Here is a 16,286-nt window from a genome sequence, read left to right on the forward strand (position 1 = left end):
CGGTAAGAGACCTCGTGTCAAGGTTGGCCGGTTGCGGCCGGGGGTGCGCCCTTGCGGCTTCGCCGCCGGAGTCGTAGCCCTCGTCGCCGTGCGCGACGACTGCCCCTAGAAGCTCCAGGAAAGCGTGCTGTCCATCTGGATGAACGCGAGCAGGACCAGCAGGTCGGCGACGCCCAGCCCCATGCCCAGGTACGCCCGGCCCTTGCGGCCGGTGCCACGCCACAGGGCGGCGGCGGCCAGGACGATGGCGGTCGGGCCGAGGAAGAGGTTGAAGACCAGCAGGCCGAGCAGGCCGAGGATGAAGGACGCCACGGCCATGCCGTCGGCGTCGCGGGTGCGGCTGCGCGCGGTGGGGCGGGCGGCGGCCGGTGCGGTGAGGTGCATGAGTGTCAGCTCCCGATGTGTCGGTTCGGTCCGGTCGATGAGGTCAGTTGCGGCGGGCGTGACGCTCGCGGGCGGCGAAGACGGCCAGCCAGACGGCGATCACGCCGGCTGCGACGACGGTGAAGGCGAGCGGTGCGTGGGCGACGGCGCCCAGCACCACGCCCAGCAGCAGGAGCGCGGCGACGAGGAACAGCATGGGTCGGACCCCCTCCGAGATCTCTTGCGACGATCTCTCTCGTTACGTTTCGGTGAACAGTTGTAGTAACAGTTGTTCACTGACTCCAAGTCTAGCGCCCCTCACGGCTTTTCAATTCCAGAGAACAGTTGTTAACTGCATGGTATGAGTCACACCCTCGGCCTTCGGCAGGCACAGAAACAGAAAACCCGACAGGCGCTGCTGGACGCGGCGTTGGGACTGCTGGAGGAGCAGAGCCTGAGCAGCCTGGGCCTGCGCGAGGTCACCCGAGCCGTCGGCGTCGCCCCGACCGCCTTCTACCGGCACTTCCGCTCCACGGCCGACCTCGGCGTCGCCCTGGTCGAGGAGGCCCTGGGCAGTCTGCACCCCATGATCCGCACGATCGTCTCCTCGGTCGGCGACAGCGACCGACGCATAGAGCGGGCCATCGAGTTGATCGCCGGCCACGTCGAGACGCATCCGGCCCATGTGCGCTTCATCGCCCGCGAGCGGCACAGCGGAGTGCAGTCCGTACGAAAGGCGATCCAGGACCAACTGGCCCGTTTCGCCGACGAGGTGAAGGAGGCGCTCGCCAAGGACCCGCTCTCCGAGGGCTGGAACGAAGAGGACCTCCTCATGCTCGCCCACCTCTACGTCGACCAGATGCTGATCACGGCCTCCCTGTTCCTGGACGCCCTGGAGGCACCGGAGAACGAGCGGCACAGCGTCGCCCAGGCCGCGACCCGGAGGATGCGGCTGATCAGCATCGGCCGTGAGCACTGGCTGGACTGAAACGACGGCGGACGCGCACCGGCAGCACGATGAGGGCGGCACCCCCGGTCACCGGGAGTACCGCCCTCATCCGTGCCGTACCGCGTCGCGCGTCAGCTCTTGGTCGCGGAGGCCGCCGCACTCGGGGCACCACTCGGGGCACCGCTGGGCGCCGCCCCGCCGCCCTGGCCGCCGCCCGGACCGCCGCCGCAGCCGCCACCCTGTCCCCCACCGGGACCACCCTGGCCCCCGCCCGGTACACCACTGGGAGCACCGCCCGGAGCACCACTGGGAGCACCGCTCGGCGCACCACCGGGAGCACCGCTCGGCGCACCCGACGGCGCACCGGAGGCACCGGCAGCACCGGCCGAAGGCGCACCGGACGGCGCCCCGCTCGGCATGCCCGAGGGCGTGCCCGACGGCTGTTGGCACGACTGCCGCTGCCCGGAGCCGCCGCTGTTCGATGTCGATGACGAGTCGCCGGACCCGCAGGCCACCAGGGCCAGGGGCGAGAGCGCCAGCAGGGCCACGGCGGGGAGGAGACGCGCACGCTTCATGAGAGACCGCTCCATGGAAGACGAGGAAAGTCCTGGAGCGGGAACTCAACCAACCCCGGTTAGGGCCTACTTGAGGATCCGCTGTCGGCGGCCTGTGCGCCTGACGGGCAGCCGCGACCGTTCGTGTGCGACCGCGGGTTGCCTGCGGCCTGTCGCGCGGCTCCCCGCACCCTTTCGGGGCGCTTCAGCGCGCGAGCCTCACCCGGGCGAGCTGCCGCGACTGGGCCACGAGCCGGTCCGCGCTGTCCCAGACCTCCGCGTCCTCCTCCAGGAAGCCGCCGGCGAGGTTGCGGGTGGTGATCGACACCCGCAGCGGGCCGGGAGCCGGACGGCAGCGTATGTGGACGGTCAGTTCGACCGTGGGGACCCAGCCGGAGATGCCGATCTCGAAGGCGGTCGGAGGCAGCGCGTCCACCGCGAGGAGCAGCGAGAAGGGGTCGGCGTCCCGGCCGTCGGCCAGGCCGAACCAGGCGCGCATCTCGCCCTTGCCGGAGGGCTGCCCGAGCGCCCAGCCCAGGGTGGACGGGTCGAGCTTGAGCATCAGCCGGTCGGCAATGGCCGAGCTGCCGTCGACGGGGGCGGGGCCGTCCTCGGGGCCGAAGCAGTGCTCCATCGGCGGGATCGCGGGCGGCTGGGCCGTCGTACGGACGTCGTCGGGGAGGGAGTCCAGGTCGCCGTAGGAGGCGAGGACGCGGATCCGCTCGACCTCGCGGCCCTGCTCGTCGTACTGGAAGAGCGAGGCCTGCCCGGTCGACAGGGTCCGGCCCGTGCGCACCACGTCCGTGCGGACGACCGCCGGGCCCGGCTGGGAGGCGGTGAGGTAGTGCGCGGAGATCGTGAAGGGGTCGTCGTGCGGCAAGGCGTCCGCGAGGGCGCGGCCGAGAACTGCCAGCAGATAGCCGCCGTTGACGGCGCTGATGATGGTCCAGCCGGCGGAGAGGTCGATGTCGTAGACGCCGGGTTCGCGGCGGGTGAGCGCGGTGTCGCGGTCGAACTCGCTGTCGCCGATCGCGGCCCGCAGGGCCGTCGCGGCAGAGGCTGCTTCTGGCATGGATGAACGGTACAACAGCAAACTACTAAGCGGTAGCTTTTGAATCTGGTGAGATCCGGGCAACTTTTCGGCAAGTGTCCGGCTCGCCCGAAACCGCGGGCCCGATCTCCCCCTCTATCAGGACATGAGTCTCACCGGGACCCCGTTCCTCTACACGCTCGTCGTCCTGTGCGTCGTCGCCGTGGCGCTGCCGCTCGCCCTGTGGCCGCGGGTGCGCGGACCCAAGATCGTGCGGGCCGCCGCCCGGGTGCTGATGGTGCTCTTCGCCCAGGGCACGGCCGTCGCACTGGTCTTCACACTGGTCAACAACTCCAACCAGTTGTACGACAACTGGGGCGACCTGCTCGGCACCAGCGACCATGTGCACGAGGCCGCCGACCTCGGGGCGAACGGCACCGGCGGGATCGCGCTGGAGAAGCTGCCCAAGGTCCGGCAGACCTTCAAGCAGGCCAAGGGGCCGGGCATGCGCGCGGAGGGCGGGGTGCTCGTCACACAGCTCAAGGGCCAGGTGTCCGGGGTGCACGCCGAGGTCAACGTCTGGCTGCCGCCGCAGTACCACGAGCCCGCCTACCGCAAGCACAGGTTCCCGGTCGTCGAGGTGCTGCCGGGGTATCCGGGCTCGTCGAAGGCCTGGTACGGCACGATGGACGCGCCCCAGCAACTGGCGCCGCTGATGCGCAGCGGGCAGATCGAGCCGTTCATCATCGTCTCGCCGCGCACCACGCTGCTGCCCGGCAAGGACACCGGCTGCGCGAACATCCCCGGCAAGGTCAACGCCGATAGCTGGCTCAGCATCGATGTGCCGAAGATGGTCAGGGACAACTTCCGGGCCCAGGCCGCGCCGGACGGCTGGGCGGTCGCCGGGTACTCGGCGGGCGCGCACTGTGCGGCGAAGCTCGCCGTCGCCCACCCCGACCGCTACCGGGCCGCGGTCAGCATGTCCGGCTACAACGACCCCGTCGCGGTGCCCCAGTCGCTGGCCGGCAAGTCCCGGGCGCTGCGGGCGGCGAACAACCCGTACATGCTCCTGAAGGACGCCCGGGTCCCGCCGCGTGTCGCGCTGTACCTCTCCGGTCAGCCGAACGACGGGTACGAGGCGGCCATGGCCCTCAAGCGGATCGCGAAGGCGCCCACGACCGTGAACGTCGTGTTCGTCCCGACCGACGCCGGCGGCCACACCATGGCGCTGTGGAAGCCGCAGGTCGTGCCCGCGTTCCGCTGGCTGACCGAGGTGATGCGCGACGGGAACCGGGCCCTTACGACGCCGGGGACTACTCCTCTCGCACCGTCGACCGGCGGTTCCAGGCACGCGGAGCTCGCCAGTGGAATCGCATCGCCAGCAGACGCAGTACGAAGGCCGTGACGGCCGCGAGCGTGCTGGTGAACGGGTTGAGGGCGTCGTAGTGGATGCACAGGACGGTCATCGTGGCGCCGACGATCGCCGGGACCGCGTACAGGTCGCGGTCCCAGCGCAGCAGTGACGGCACCTCGTTGGCCAGGACGTCGCGCAGCACACCGCCGCCCACGGCGGTCGCGAGGCCCAGGGCGACGGAGGCGGTGAGGTTGAGGCCGTAGTCGTACGCCTTCGTCGTCCCGGCGACGCAGAACAGGCCGAGGCCCGCGGCGTCGAAGACGTTCACGCCGGTCTGGATGCGCTCCACGTGCGGGTGGAGGAAGAACACCAGGAGCGCGGCGAGCAGCGGGGTGAGGAAGTACCCCAGGTCCGTGAACGCGGCCGGGGGCACGGCGCCGATGACCACGTCCCTGAAGAGCCCGCCGCCGAGAGCCGTGACCTCGGCGAGGACGGCGATGCCGAAGACGTCGAAGTTCTTGCGGACGGCCAGCAGGGCGCCGGAGATCGCGAAGACGAAGATGCCGATCAGGTCGAGCGTGTGCTGGACGGACGGGCTGAACAGTTGCTGGAGCACCCGTACATTCTCGCCCAGCACCGAGCCCCCGCCTTGCAAAGGAAGGCAGGGGCCCGGGTTGGGTTACTTCTCGGTGGTTTCGGCGGAAGACTCCCCGGCCTCCGCGGAAGACCCGGCCGCGTCATCGGCCGACTCATCCGCCGACTCATCGGCCTCTTCGGAGGTCGCCTCGGCCTCGCCGGTCTCCTCCTCGGAGGCCTCGGACGTGGTCTGCGTCACCTCCGCCGTGACCGCCGCGACCGCGGCCGAAGTGGCCGCCGACTCCGCGAGCACCTCGTCGGCCACCAGCTCCGCCGCCTCCTTGGCGACGGACAGCAGGACGGTGTCCTGCGGCTGCTGGTCCTCGAAGTTCTCGGGGTGGTGGCACGCCACGCGCTGGCCGGGCCGCAGCTCCACCAGCGGCGGCTCCGTCGTCCGGCAGATCTCCGTCGCCTTCCAGCACCGCGTGTGGAAGCGGCAGCCGCTCGGCGGGGAGATCGGCGAGGGCACGTCGCCGCGGAGCAGGATCCGCTCGCTCTTGACGCCCCGGCGCTTGGGGTCCGGGATCGGCACCGCCGACAGCAGGGCCTTGGTGTACGGGTGCATCGGCGCCTTGTACAGCGACTCACGGTCGGCGAGCTCGACGATCTTGCCGAGGTACATCACCGCGATGCGGTCCGAGACGTGCCGCACCACCGACAGGTCGTGGGCGATGATCACGTACGTGAGGCCGAGCTCCTCCTGGAGGTCGTCCAGCAGGTTCACGACCTGCGCCTGGATCGACACGTCCAGGGCGGAGACCGGCTCGTCGGCCACGACCAGCTTGGGGTTGAGCGCGAGGGCACGCGCGATGCCGATGCGCTGGCGCTGACCGCCGGAGAACTCGTGCGGATAGCGGTTGTAGTGCTCGGGGTTCAGGCCGACCACCGACAGCAGCCGCTGGACCTCCTTCTTCACCCCGCCCTCGGGCGCGACGCCCTGGAGCCTGAAGGGGGCGCCGACGATCGTGCCGATGGTGTGCCGGGGGTTCAGCGAGGAGTACGGGTCCTGGAAGATCATCTGCACGTCACGGCGCATCGGGCGCATCTGCCCGACGCCGAGGTGCGTGATGTCCTTGCCCTCGAACTCCACGGTGCCGCCGGTCGGTTCGAGCAGCCGGGTGATCAGCCGGCCCATCGTCGACTTGCCGCAGCCCGACTCGCCGACGACGCCCAGCGTCTCGCCCTTGCGCACCTCGAAGTCGATGCCGTCGACCGCGCGCACCGCGCCGGTCTGCCGCTGGAGCAGGCCCTTGCGGATCGGGAAGTGCTTCTGAAGCCCGGTCACCTTGAGCAGGATCTCGCCGTCGGCGGCACCGTCCTCCGTGAGGGTGCCGCCCTGCGCGGGAATCTTCACCGCTTTGTCTTCGCTCACAGCTTCGGCGCAATCTCTTCGGTCCAGATACGCTCCCGCTGCTCCTGGCCCATGTGGCAGGCGGCCCAGTGCCGCTCGCCGACCTCGGTCAGCTCGGGGCGGACCGTGCGGGTGACGTTGTCCTTCGGGATGTCGGCGTACGGGCAGCGCGGGTTGAAGGCGCAGCCGGACGGGACGTTGATCAGGGAGGGCGGGGAGCCCTTGATCGGGATGAGGCGGTCGGTCTCGTCGCGGTCCAGGCGCGGCATCGAGCCGAGCAGGCCCCAGGTGTAGGGGTGGCGGGGCTCGGAGAAGACCTCCTCGGCGGGGCCGCGCTCCACGCACCGGCCGCCGTACATGACCAGCAGGTCGTCGGCCATCTCGGCGACGACGCCCAGGTCGTGCGTGATCATGATGACCGCGGAGCCGAACTCCTTCTGCAGGTCCCGGATCAGGTCGAGGATCTGCGCCTGCACGGTGACGTCCAGGGCGGTGGTCGGCTCGTCGGCGATGAGCAGCTCGGGGTTGTTCACCAGCGCCATGGCGATCATGGCGCGCTGGCGCATACCGCCGGAGAACTCGTGCGGGAAGCCGTCGACGCGCTTGTCGGGCTCGGGGATGCCCACCCGGTCCAGCATCTCGACGGCCCGCTTGCGGGCCTCCTTCTTGCTGACCTTGTGGTGGACCCGGTACGCCTCGACGATCTGCTGCCCGACCGAGTAGTACGGGTGCATCGCGGACAGCGGGTCCTGGAAGATCATCGCCATCTTGCGGCCGCGCAGCCGGCGTACGTCGTCGGGGTCGGCGGTGATCAACTCCTGGCCGTCCAGCCAGACTTCACCGGCGACCTTGGCGTTGGCCGAGCGGTGCAGGCCCATCACGCCGAGCGAGGTGACGGACTTGCCGGAGCCGGACTCGCCGACGATGCCCAGGGTCTTGCCCCGCTGCACGTCGAAGCTGACGCCGTCGACGGACTTGACCAGACCGTCGTCCGTGTTGAAGTGGATACGCAGATCGCGTACCGAAAGGAAGGCGCCGTCCGTGTCGGACGGGGCGGCTGCGGCGGGTTCGCCGAGTGCCGCTTTGTCGAGCTTGCTCACGAGTACCTCACCCGGGGGTCGATGGCGGCGTACACCAGGTCGACGACGAGATTGCAGAAGACGATGAAGAACGCGGCGACCAGGGTCACGCCCATCACGATGGGCAGGTCGTTGTCCTTGATGGACTGAACCGCGTAGGCACCGATGCCCTGCAAGGAGAAGACGGTCTCGGTGAGCACTGCGGAGCCGACGAGGGTGCCGAAGTCCATGCCGAAGATGGTGACGATCGGGGTCAGCGCGGCACGCAGGCCGTGCTTGGCTACGACCGTGGTCTCCTTGAGACCCTTGGCCCTGGCCGTTCTGATGTAGTCCTCGCCCATCGTCTCCAGCATGCCCGCCCGGGTGAGTCGGGCGTAGAGCGCGGAGAAGAGGAAGGCGAGGCTGACCCAGGGCAGGATCAGATGCCAGGCCCAGTCGGCGGGGTTCTCGGTGAACGGGACGTACTCGATGGCGTCCCAGATGGGGATCTCGTACACGAACAGGGCGTTGAGCACCTGACCGGTGAAGAAGATCGGGAGGGAGACGCCGGCGAGGGCGATGAACATCGAGATGCGGTCGATGGGCTTGCCCTTGCGCAGCGCGGAGATCACGCCGGTCGTGACGCCGAAGATCAGCCAGATCACGGCGGCACCGACGGCCAGCGAGAAGGAGACCGGGATCCGCTCCGTGAGCTGGGGCCACACCTCGACGTGACTCTTGAAGGAGTAGCCGAAGCACGGGGCGTCACAACGGGTGGCGTCGGGACCGAACTTGTAGTCGGCGCCCGCGACGAGGCCCTTGATGTAGTCCCAGTACTGGACGGCGATGGGCTGGTCCAGCCCCAGGTTCCGCTTGATGGCGGCAACGGACTCGGGGTTGGCGTCCTTGCCGACATACTGCGTGGCCAGTTGGTCGGCGGTCTGGCCACCGAGGCGTGGCACCAGGAAGAAGATCGCGAAAGTGACTGCGCTGACCACCAGCAGCAACAGTATCGCGCCGAAGACGCGTCGGATGATGTACGCAGCCACAGCTGTACGGCTCCGATCAGCCGGGGCGGGTTGTGCCCGCCCCGGCCGTCCGGTGCCTTCACCTGCCTTTCAGGGGGATCCGGCCTTGCTGGTTACTACTTGGTGGAGCTCATCAGCAGGTAGTCATACATGCCGAGGTAGGCCTGCGTGACCGTGACGTTGGCCGCGGAAGCGGGCCGGTACAGCAGGTTCTTGCGGTAGATCAGCGGGACGACCGAGGCGTTGTCGAGCACCATCTTGTCGATTTCGCCCCAGGCCTTGGTGCGGGCCGCGTCGTCGGTGTTGGCGATCGCGTCCGTCAGGGCCTTGTTGATCTTCGGGTCGTTCAGCTCCATCAGGTTGTTGCCACCGGAGGGCTTGATGGCCGCACCGTTGACGATCTGGTCGAGGAAGCCGAAGCCGGTCGGCCAGTCAGCACCCCACGCCATGGAGAGCATGCCGAGCTTGTTGTCGTGGACGTAGCTCGGGACACCGGCGAAGTTGGAGAAGTACTTGCCGGAGGGGAACTGCTTGATCTCGACGTTGATGCCGACCTTCTTCAGCGAGGCCTGAACGGCCGTGGCCGAAGCAACCTCGGCGGGACGGTCGGAACGCGCGGTCAGGATCGTGTCGAAGCCGTTCGGCTTGCCGCACGCCTTCAGGGCTTCCTTGGCCTTGGCCACGTCACCCTTGTTGTCCTTGGTCGCGTAGGTGTCGAACTTGGTGTAGCCGTTCACCGACGGGGGCAGCAGCGTGCTCGCCACGTCACCCTTCGGCGGACCACCGATGGCGTCCTGGATCGACTTCTTGTCGATCGCCCACTGGACGGCCTTGCGGCAGTCGGCGTTGTCGAACGGCTTCACGTTGACGTTCAGCGCGATGTACTGCGTCGCACCGGCGTACGAGGCGTCCGTGGAGGCCGCGTTCTTGCCGACCAGGACCTTCGGCTGGGTCGCCGGCTGGACACCGGTGCCCGCGGCGTCGGCCGTGATCTTGTCGGAGAGCAGGTCGTTGTCGACCGTCACCGGGTTGACCTTGAACTTGATCGAGATCTTGTCCGGCAGCGCCTTGCGGATCGGGTCCGTCTTGGCGTCCCAGTTCTTGTTACGGACGAGGGTGGCGCCACGGCCCTCCTCGTACGACGAGAACTGGTACGGGCCGGAGGACACGATGCTCTGCACGTACTTCGCGCCGGTGTCCTTGGCCTGCGGCACCGGAGCCGTCTGCGAGAACGTCGCCAGGTAGTCGAAGTCCGCGAAGGGCTGCTTCAACTTGAAGACGATCGTGTTGTCGTCCGGCGTCTCGATGGACTTCAGGCCGTCGGCGGACTTGTCCTTGTACGGGCCCTTGTACTTGTCGGCGCCGTCCAGGTAGGCCTTGAAGTACGTCGGGCCGTTGGACAGGGCCTCGGGCGCGAAGTTGGAGCGCTCGATGGCGTACTTCACGTCCTTGGACGTGATCGGCGTGCCGTCCTGGTACTTCAGGCCCTTGCGGATCTTGTACGTCCAGGTCTTGGCGTCGGCGCTGGGCTTGCCCAGGGACTCCGCCAGGTCGGGGACGACCTCAAGACCTTCCTTGCCGGCAGCCGGCTTGAACGTGGTCAGCGCACGCGCGTAGAGGCGGGAGAAGTTCTGCACCCAGCCGTAGTACGTGTTGCCCGGGTCCAGGGAGTCCGGCACGTCCGAGTGCTCGTACGTGACCGTGCCCCCCTTCTTCGTCGACGCGTTGACGATGGAGGACAGCGCGGCGTCCTTCTTGCCGTTGCCTCCGCCGTTGCTGTCACTGTCATCTCCGCCACCACATGCGGCAGCACCCAGTGAGAGCGCCAGAACCGACGCGATGGCGGCGGTCACCCTTCTCGTCTTCACCTGAGGAAAGCCCCTCTATCGATGGATCACTTGCTGCGAGGGTCGAGGGCGTCACGCAGCCCGTCACCCAGCAGGTTGAAGGCCAGGACGGTGATGAAGATCGCCAATCCGGGCACGAACATGTACTGCGGATCTGCTGTGTACAGATCGACAGCGTTGCTGAGCATCCCGCCCCAAGAGGCTTGCGGCGGTGCGATGCCGACTCCGAGGAAGCTCAGCGCCGCCTCGAAGAGGATGTTCGTCGGGATGATCAGCGTCGAGTAGACGAGGATCGGCGCGACGAGGTTGGGGAGCAGCTCGCGGAACAGGATGTACGGCCCGCGTGCGCCCAGACTCGTGGAGGCCTCGATGAACTCCCGGCGGCGCAGGGTCATGGTCTGCGCCCGCACGATACGTCCGATGTACGGCCAACTGAAGAAGCCGATCACGAAGATCAGCACGCAGATGCGCAGCGGAAGTCCTTCGAGCCCGAAGAAACCGTCCTGCACAGAGGCGGAGATGGAGATCGCGAACAGCAGCAGCGGGAAGGCCAGGAAGGTGTCCATCAGCCGGCTGATGATGCTGTCGACCACGCCGCCGTAGTACCCGGCGACCACACCGAGGACGGTGCCGATGGCCACGGAGAGGAGCGTGGCGCCTCCCGCGACCAGCAGCGAGACCCAGGAGCCGTCGATGATGCGGGCGAGCATGTCGCGGCCGTACTGGGGGTCGACGCCCAGCGGGTGGTCCCAACTCATTCCGCCCCAGCCGCCCTTGGGGGCGAGCAGGGCCGGGTCGATCAGGTCCTGGTTGAACTGGTTGGGGTCGAGGTCGAACACCCACAGGATCGGCTTGGAGAGCACCGCCATCAGCACGAGGCAGATGACGACGACGCCTCCGGCCATTGCGACCTTGTCCCGCTTGAAGCGCATCCAGGCGATCTGGGTGAGCGAACGCCCCTCGATCTGGCTCTTCTTGACTCCGGAGAGCACGGCCTCGGGCTGCGCTCCAGCCTCCGCTCCCGTTGTCTCGATCGGTGCGGTCACGGTGAGATTGACCCCTCTCGGCCGACGGTTGCCGACCCCCTGGCTGCCGCTGTAGCGGCTTGCATTTCTCGTACACAGGACCGACCGGCCCGTGTCTTGCGGGGAGTCTTCAACGCTTTGGCGATCTGTTGCCAGAGGTGGCCGGGAAAGTATGCGCAACCGTGATGCTGTCTGGGGGGTTCCGTTATCCGAACAGTGGGTAACGCCCGGCGGACGCGAGTCAGTTGGGGCGTATGAGGGCGGACTGGGACCTTCTGATCGCATCTACGCGCGGAGATTTGCCTATGAAACCGCAGTCAACGCCCGCATGCACCTACGAAGTCGCGATACCGACTTAACGGTAGGTAAGTGCCCCCGATGATCAGTAACGGCCCGGTGCCGGTGGGTAACCGTAGCCGCCGGCGGGAGCCTGCGCGGGCGCGGCGTGCGCCTCGCGGTCGTAGAACGGACGGGCGCTCGCGCGCATCCACATGGCGATCGGATCGTCCTCGTCGGACATCGCCACGGTCGACACCGGCAGCCCGTCCGGGACCGCGCCGATCGACTGGAGCATCATCGAGCGCACCGAGTCCACCGCGGGCGGGCTGGTGTCGTACACGTCGAGCCCGATGGCGAGATACGGCGCCCCGAGCGCCGGCTGCACCCAGGCGCGGCGCAGCGCGCGCACAGCCGGGGTGCGGTGGGCGTTCTGCGCGAGCAGGGCGTAGAACTGCGGGATCTCGATGCCGGGCTCCGACAGCCGCAGCGGGCCGGCGGGCTGGCGGTCCAGGCCGGTGGCGATACGGCGCAGGTCGAGCCAGGGGATGCCGACGCCGCCGCCCGGGGCGTGCGGGTTCAGCCAGAGGCCGAAGTGGTCCGGGTAGAGGGTGCGGGCCACGTCGACGCCGTCGACCACTTCGTAGCTGCGGTTCCAGCCGCTGGCCGACAGCTCCTGGGCGGAGGTGACGCACGGGGCGTAGCCGTACCCGTCGACCTCCATGTTTCCGTACTGGGCGTCCGGGGACCCGGCCTGGCCGTGCCACAGCAGCATCCAGACCTGGCCGGTGGAAGGGGTGGCGAGGGCCCGCAGGAGGGCCTCGTAGGCGTCGTAGCGCCCCGGCGTCACCTGGCGCAGCATGTGCTCGACCTGCCCGGTCGAGGTTGTGCCGCTCGCGCTCACGATTTACCGCCCCTTCGGGAAACATGGCTTGTAAGCCCAGCTTAGGCGCTCCGCTGGGAGAGCCGTGGAGAGCTCGGGACTTGAGGTGGTCTTCTGACTGCGGGCCGGAGGGGGCTGGTCGCGCAGTTCCCCGCGCCCCCAAGGTTCTCAGAGTTCCCGCGTGTAGAAGGGCCGTACTTTTGCGCGCATCCACTCGATCACCGGGTCCTGGGCCACGTCCAGGAGGACCAGGTTGACCTGCCAGGGGACCGGGGTGCGGCCGAGGGCGCGGGCGAGGGCCGCCGTGGGGGCGGCGCGCAGGTCGCCCTCCCACTGGGAGAGTTCGACGCCTATGAACATCACCGGGGCGGCCGTCTCGATCAGCGCCAGGCAGCGACGTGCCGTCGCGACCACGCCGGTCCCGGCGAACTCGGCCGACGCCGCGGCGAGGAAGTCGACCGGGTCCTCCTGCCAGTCCGGCTCGTAGAGCTTGACCCGGCCGCCGGAGGTGGGGCCGTCCAGCGAGGTGCGGCCCACCCGGCAGAGCTCGGCGACGGCCGGCGGGGGCAGCGGGACGCCGACCACGCCGTCGGGGTTCAGGGCGATGCCCACCTGCGGCGGCAGGCCGCGCGCGAACTCCACGGCCGGGGCGACCGTGAACGCCATGTGGGAGCCGACGACCTGGCGGAACTGCTCCTCGGAGCTGAAGACCGGGACGTAGCCCTGGCCCTCGATCTCCACCGTGGGCAGGTCCAGCGGGCCGCTGTGCGGGCCGCCGCCGTTGGGCAGGGGCACCCAGACGAAGCTGCGGCCCAGCACCTCGATGATCCGGGCGCCGGCCGAGGGCATGCCGAGGGAGGCGGAGAGCACCTCCTCCAGTTCGTTGCCGGGCCAGCCTCCGTGTGAGTGGAGGTGGGCCCGGGCCGAGAAGTCCGCGGGGAGATCCGCTGGGAAGTCCATCTGTCTGACCGCCTGCTGTGAACCACGTCTGAGGCTCAGAAGGCTAGCCGGTGTCCGCCGCCGACAGGTCTGCGGGCGGTCAGCCCGCGAACCCGATCCGGCGCAGTACGTCCGCCGCGTCCCGGTCGATCAGCACCGCCGAACCGCAGCCCTGCGGCAGATCGCCCTTCGCCGCCGAGCGCAGCAGACGGGAGGCCGCTCTGCGGTGCCGCAGGAAGGCGTACCGCGAGACGCCCCGGCCGCGCTCGCGCTGGCCCTGAAGGGCGGTGCCCGGCGTCACGTCGAGCAGCAGCAGATGCAGCGTGCCGCCACGGCGGCGGGCGTCGCGGGCCAGCCAGCCGCGCACCCAGGCCTGCGTGCCGCAGTCGTGCACGACGACGCCCTCGCCGGAGCGCAGCGCGCGGTACAGCCCGGCGTAGTGCGCGAGGCGGACCAGGGGGCGGTAGACGGCGTAGGGGAGGAAGCCCGGCATGCGGGCGTCCCAGCGGTCCCGGGTGTCCTGGGAGTCGACACGGCGGCCCTTCACCGTCCGCTTCATCAGCGTCGACTTGCCGCTGCCGGGCAGGCCGGTGATCACGACGAGGTCCTTGGGGCCGAAGAGCAGCGCGTGCGGGCTGTGGCCGGAGCGCTCGCGCAGATCACGGACCACGGGCGCGGGGCACAGGGCGCGGGCTTCGACCGTTGGAGCCGCGGGCTGCTTGGGCAGCGCCAGGCCCGACGTCGTGGCGTACGCCGTGGTGCGGTTCACCGTCATCGTCCTCCTCCGGGGGTCAGGAGTCCCCATCCCCACTGAGCGTAAAGAGAAGGTAATAGAGGATCTCTCGTATTTTCGTTCGCTTCCTGCCACAAGCCGGTTACAGACGTGGCCCTGCCGCGGACGTGCCCGGCATGCAATGATGGCCGCGCCAACTGCATACCGGCCGTTTGAATCCGCGCGGGAGAGTCCCCAGCAGTGCATCGCTGGGGCGCCGAAGGAGCAAGTCCCTCCCTTGAATCTCTCAGGCCCCGTTACCGCGCGGGCGAGGCACATCTGAAAAGCGGGTCGCTGTGTGTGCAGCGGCTCCACCCAAGGTGCAAGCCGTGATCACGGTCTCCCGGGATCATGGCGAACCTCTCAGGTTCCGATGACAGATGGGGAGGAACGACCTCGCCGTCATGCCTTGGGAGACAACCGACCGATGAGCAGCACCGAACCCCGTCGTACCGCGCTCGATGCCCTGCATCGCTCGCTCGGCGCGACCATGACCGACTTCGCCGGCTGGGACATGCCCCTGCGCTACGCCTCCGAGCGCGACGAGCACAACGCCGTACGCACCAAGGCCGGCCTCTTCGACCTCTCCCACATGGGCGAGATCACCGTGACCGGCGCGGACGCGGCCGCTCTGCTGAACCACGCCCTCGTCGGCAACATCGCCTCCGTCGGCGTCGGCCGCGCCCGCTACACCATGATCTGCCAGGCCGACGGTGGCATCCTCGACGACCTGATCGTCTACCGGCTCGCCGAGACCGAGTACATGGTCGTCGCCAACGCCTCCAACGCCCAGGTGGTCCTCGACGCCCTGGTGGAACGATCCGCCGGCTTCGACGCCGAGGTCCGCGACGACCGCGACGCCTACGCGCTGCTGGCCGTCCAGGGCCCCGAGTCCTCCGGCATCCTGAAGTCCCTGACCGACGCCGACCTCGACGGCCTGAAGTACTACGCCGGCCTGCCCGGCACCGTCGCCGGCGTCCCCGCGCTCATCGCCCGCACGGGTTACACCGGCGAGGACGGCTTCGAGCTGTTCGTGAAGCCGGAGCACGCCGTCGAGCTGTGGCAGGCGCTCACCAAGGCAGGCGAGGGCGTCGGCCTGCTCCCCTGCGGGCTGTCCTGCCGGGACACGCTGCGCCTGGAGGCGGGCATGCCGCTGTACGGCCACGAGCTGACCACCGCCCTGACCCCCTTCGACGCCGGGCTCGGCCGGGTTGTGAAGTTCGAGAAGGAGGGCGACTTCGTCGGGCGCGAGGCGCTGGCCGAGGCCGCCGAGCGCGCCTCGCAGAACCCGCCGCGCGTGCTGGTCGGCCTGATCGCCGAGGGGCGTCGCGTCCCGCGTGCCGGGTACCCGGTCGTCGCCGGCGGCGAGGTCATCGGCGAGGTCACCTCCGGTGCCCCCTCCCCCACCCTGGGCAAGCCGATCGCCATGGCGTACGTCGACGCGGCGCACTCGGCGCCGGGCAGCGCCGGGGTCGGCGTGGACATCCGGGGCAGCCACGAACCGTACGAGGTCGTGGCGCTGCCGTTCTACAAGCGGCAGAAGTAGCGCCACAAGAAGAGACTGACAGCGGTGCGTGCGTGACTCTGCGCACATTTCCGCTGATCACGCACGTATCCAGCCGTCTCCCATTCACCACCACTCCCGCGCGTACAGGAGAATTCAGGCCATGAGCAACCCCCAGCAGCTTCGCTACAGCAAGGAGCACGAGTGGCTGTCGACCGCCGAGGACGGCGTGGCGACGGTCGGCATCACGGAGTTCGCGGCCAACGCGCTCGGCGATGTCGTCTACGCCCAGCTCCCCGAGGTCGGCTCGACCGTGACCGCGGGTGACACCTGCGGCGAGCTGGAGTCGACCAAGTCGGTGTCCGACCTGTACTCCCCCGTCACGGGCGAGGTCACCGAGATCAACGAGGACGTGGTGAACGACCCGGCGCTCGTGAACTCCGCCCCCTTCGAGGGTGGCTGGCTGTTCAAGGTACGCATCACGGAGGAGCCGGCCGACCTGCTCTCCGCCGACGAGTACGTCGCCCACACCGCCGGCTGAGGAGTCGTATCCCTTATGTCTGACACGTCTGACAAGTCGCTTCTGAACACCCCCCTGCACGAGCTGGATCCGGCGATCGCCGCGGCTCTGGATGCCGAGCTGGAGCGTCAGCAGTCGACGCTGGAGATGATCGCGTCGGAGAACTTCGCTCCGGTCGCGGTGATGGAGGCGCAGGG

General features: G+C 69.1%; 16 protein-coding genes, 1 pseudogene and 2 riboswitches. Of the genes and pseudogenes, 5 read left to right on the plus strand and 12 right to left on the minus strand.

Annotated features, from left to right (window positions below; translation table 11 throughout):
* Positions 1 to 105 precede the first annotated feature (105 nt).
* Both ACZ69Q_RS44715 and ACZ69Q_RS44720 read right to left on the minus strand, forming a co-directional pair.
* On the minus strand, positions 106 to 384 hold the full coding sequence (locus ACZ69Q_RS44715) for a DUF4190 domain-containing protein (protein ID WP_471054492.1): 279 nt from the start codon (positions 382 to 384) through the stop codon (positions 106 to 108).
* 43 nt (positions 385 to 427) lie between these two features.
* Positions 428 to 580, minus strand: a complete 153-nt coding sequence (locus ACZ69Q_RS44720) for a hypothetical protein (RefSeq protein ID WP_030963311.1) — start codon at positions 578 to 580, stop codon at positions 428 to 430.
* Positions 581 to 724: 144 nt separating this feature from the next.
* On the opposite strand from ACZ69Q_RS44720, the gene ACZ69Q_RS44725 reads away from it, so the two are divergent.
* Positions 725 to 1,351 (plus strand): TetR family transcriptional regulator, encoded by a 627-nt coding sequence (locus ACZ69Q_RS44725; protein WP_471054493.1) that lies wholly within the window; start codon positions 725 to 727, stop codon positions 1,349 to 1,351.
* A 720-nt stretch (positions 1,352 to 2,071) separates the two neighbouring features.
* Here ACZ69Q_RS44725 and ACZ69Q_RS44730 read toward each other — a convergent pair.
* A complete protein-coding gene (locus ACZ69Q_RS44730; RefSeq protein WP_471054495.1) occupies positions 2,072 to 2,938 on the minus strand; it encodes a thioesterase family protein in 867 nt (288 codons plus the stop codon).
* Between the two features lie 124 nt (positions 2,939 to 3,062).
* Here ACZ69Q_RS44730 and ACZ69Q_RS44735 point away from each other — a divergent pair, with 124 nt between their 5' ends.
* Positions 3,063 to 4,301: an alpha/beta hydrolase gene (locus tag ACZ69Q_RS44735; RefSeq protein WP_471054496.1), complete on the plus strand. Its 1,239-nt coding sequence runs from the start codon at positions 3,063 to 3,065 to the stop codon at positions 4,299 to 4,301.
* On the opposite strand, the gene ACZ69Q_RS44740 is transcribed toward ACZ69Q_RS44735, so the two are convergent.
* The 9 genes from ACZ69Q_RS44740 to ACZ69Q_RS44780 form a co-directional block, all read right to left on the minus strand.
* Positions 4,210 to 4,866 (minus strand): trimeric intracellular cation channel family protein, encoded by a 657-nt coding sequence (locus tag ACZ69Q_RS44740; protein WP_471054512.1) that lies wholly within the window; start codon positions 4,864 to 4,866, stop codon positions 4,210 to 4,212. The two genes, ACZ69Q_RS44735 and ACZ69Q_RS44740, sit on opposite strands and share 92 nt — an antisense overlap.
* Before the next feature lie 63 nt (positions 4,867 to 4,929).
* Positions 4,930 to 6,258 carry an ABC transporter ATP-binding protein gene (locus tag ACZ69Q_RS44745; protein ID WP_471054498.1) on the minus strand — a complete coding sequence of 443 codons (1,329 nt, stop codon included), beginning with the start codon at positions 6,256 to 6,258 and terminating at the stop codon, positions 4,930 to 4,932.
* The gene (locus ACZ69Q_RS44750; protein ID WP_471054499.1) at positions 6,255 to 7,337 is read right to left on the minus strand and encodes an ABC transporter ATP-binding protein; all 1,083 of its coding nucleotides are present in this window, start codon (positions 7,335 to 7,337) and stop codon (positions 6,255 to 6,257) included. Before ACZ69Q_RS44750 ends, ACZ69Q_RS44745 begins: the two co-directional genes overlap by 4 nt.
* Positions 7,334 to 8,344 (minus strand): ABC transporter permease, encoded by a 1,011-nt coding sequence (locus ACZ69Q_RS44755; protein WP_471054500.1) that lies wholly within the window; start codon positions 8,342 to 8,344, stop codon positions 7,334 to 7,336. Before ACZ69Q_RS44755 ends, ACZ69Q_RS44750 begins: the two co-directional genes overlap by 4 nt.
* 95 nt (positions 8,345 to 8,439) lie before the next feature.
* Positions 8,440 to 10,191 (minus strand): ABC transporter substrate-binding protein, encoded by a 1,752-nt coding sequence (locus ACZ69Q_RS44760; RefSeq protein WP_471054501.1) that lies wholly within the window; start codon positions 10,189 to 10,191, stop codon positions 8,440 to 8,442.
* A gap of 26 nt (positions 10,192 to 10,217) precedes the next feature.
* The gene (locus ACZ69Q_RS44765; protein WP_471054503.1) at positions 10,218 to 11,216 is read right to left on the minus strand and encodes an ABC transporter permease; all 999 of its coding nucleotides are present in this window, start codon (positions 11,214 to 11,216) and stop codon (positions 10,218 to 10,220) included.
* 361 nt (positions 11,217 to 11,577) lie between these two features.
* The gene (locus ACZ69Q_RS44770; RefSeq protein WP_471054504.1) at positions 11,578 to 12,375 is read right to left on the minus strand and encodes an enhanced serine sensitivity protein SseB C-terminal domain-containing protein; all 798 of its coding nucleotides are present in this window, start codon (positions 12,373 to 12,375) and stop codon (positions 11,578 to 11,580) included.
* A 147-nt stretch (positions 12,376 to 12,522) separates the two neighbouring features.
* On the minus strand, positions 12,523 to 13,314 hold the full coding sequence (locus ACZ69Q_RS44775) for an enhanced serine sensitivity protein SseB (RefSeq protein WP_471054506.1): 792 nt from the start codon (positions 13,312 to 13,314) through the stop codon (positions 12,523 to 12,525).
* 79 nt (positions 13,315 to 13,393) lie between these two features.
* The gene (locus tag ACZ69Q_RS44780) at positions 13,394 to 14,068 is read right to left on the minus strand and encodes an AAA family ATPase (protein ID WP_471054507.1); all 675 of its coding nucleotides are present in this window, start codon (positions 14,066 to 14,068) and stop codon (positions 13,394 to 13,396) included.
* 171 nt (positions 14,069 to 14,239) lie between these two features.
* Positions 14,240 to 14,338: riboswitch (glycine riboswitch) on the plus strand.
* A riboswitch (glycine riboswitch) is annotated at positions 14,339 to 14,455 on the plus strand.
* 37 nt (positions 14,456 to 14,492) lie between these two features.
* Here ACZ69Q_RS44780 and gcvT point away from each other — a divergent pair.
* From gcvT to ACZ69Q_RS44795, 3 genes and pseudogenes are all read left to right on the plus strand, one after another.
* Complete coding sequence (gcvT, locus tag ACZ69Q_RS44785; RefSeq protein WP_471054509.1) at positions 14,493 to 15,611, plus strand: glycine cleavage system aminomethyltransferase GcvT; 1,119 nt, start codon at positions 14,493 to 14,495, stop codon at positions 15,609 to 15,611.
* A gap of 121 nt (positions 15,612 to 15,732) precedes the next feature.
* Positions 15,733 to 16,110, plus strand: coding sequence for a glycine cleavage system protein GcvH (gene gcvH, locus ACZ69Q_RS44790; RefSeq protein WP_471054510.1), 378 nt, complete (start codon positions 15,733 to 15,735; stop codon positions 16,108 to 16,110).
* Positions 16,111 to 16,125: 15 nt separating this feature from the next.
* Positions 16,126 to 16,286, plus strand: a pseudogene (locus ACZ69Q_RS44795) (serine hydroxymethyltransferase); the annotation flags it as partial.

It is taken from the genome of Streptomyces sp. NPDC036764 (assembly GCF_055609385.1).

What these genes read in the sequence shown, in the direction of transcription:
- ACZ69Q_RS44715 (WP_471054492.1), bottom strand. Translation starts at nt 384, where the DNA reads ATGCACCTCACCGCACCGGCCGCCGCCCGCCCCACCGCGCGCAGCCGC.
- ACZ69Q_RS44720 (WP_030963311.1), bottom strand. Translation starts at nt 580, where the DNA reads ATGCTGTTCCTCGTCGCCGCGCTCCTGCTGCTGGGCGTGGTGCTGGGC.
- ACZ69Q_RS44725 (WP_471054493.1), top strand. Translation starts at nt 725, where the DNA reads ATGAGTCACACCCTCGGCCTTCGGCAGGCACAGAAACAGAAAACCCGA.
- ACZ69Q_RS44730 (WP_471054495.1), bottom strand. Translation starts at nt 2,938, where the DNA reads ATGCCAGAAGCAGCCTCTGCCGCGACGGCCCTGCGGGCCGCGATCGGC.
- ACZ69Q_RS44735 (WP_471054496.1), top strand. Translation starts at nt 3,063, where the DNA reads ATGAGTCTCACCGGGACCCCGTTCCTCTACACGCTCGTCGTCCTGTGC.
- ACZ69Q_RS44775 (WP_471054506.1), bottom strand. Translation starts at nt 13,314, where the DNA reads ATGGACTTCCCAGCGGATCTCCCCGCGGACTTCTCGGCCCGGGCCCAC.
- ACZ69Q_RS44780 (WP_471054507.1), bottom strand. Translation starts at nt 14,068, where the DNA reads ATGACGGTGAACCGCACCACGGCGTACGCCACGACGTCGGGCCTGGCG.
- gcvT (WP_471054509.1), top strand. Translation starts at nt 14,493, where the DNA reads ATGAGCAGCACCGAACCCCGTCGTACCGCGCTCGATGCCCTGCATCGC.
- gcvH (WP_471054510.1), top strand. Translation starts at nt 15,733, where the DNA reads ATGAGCAACCCCCAGCAGCTTCGCTACAGCAAGGAGCACGAGTGGCTG.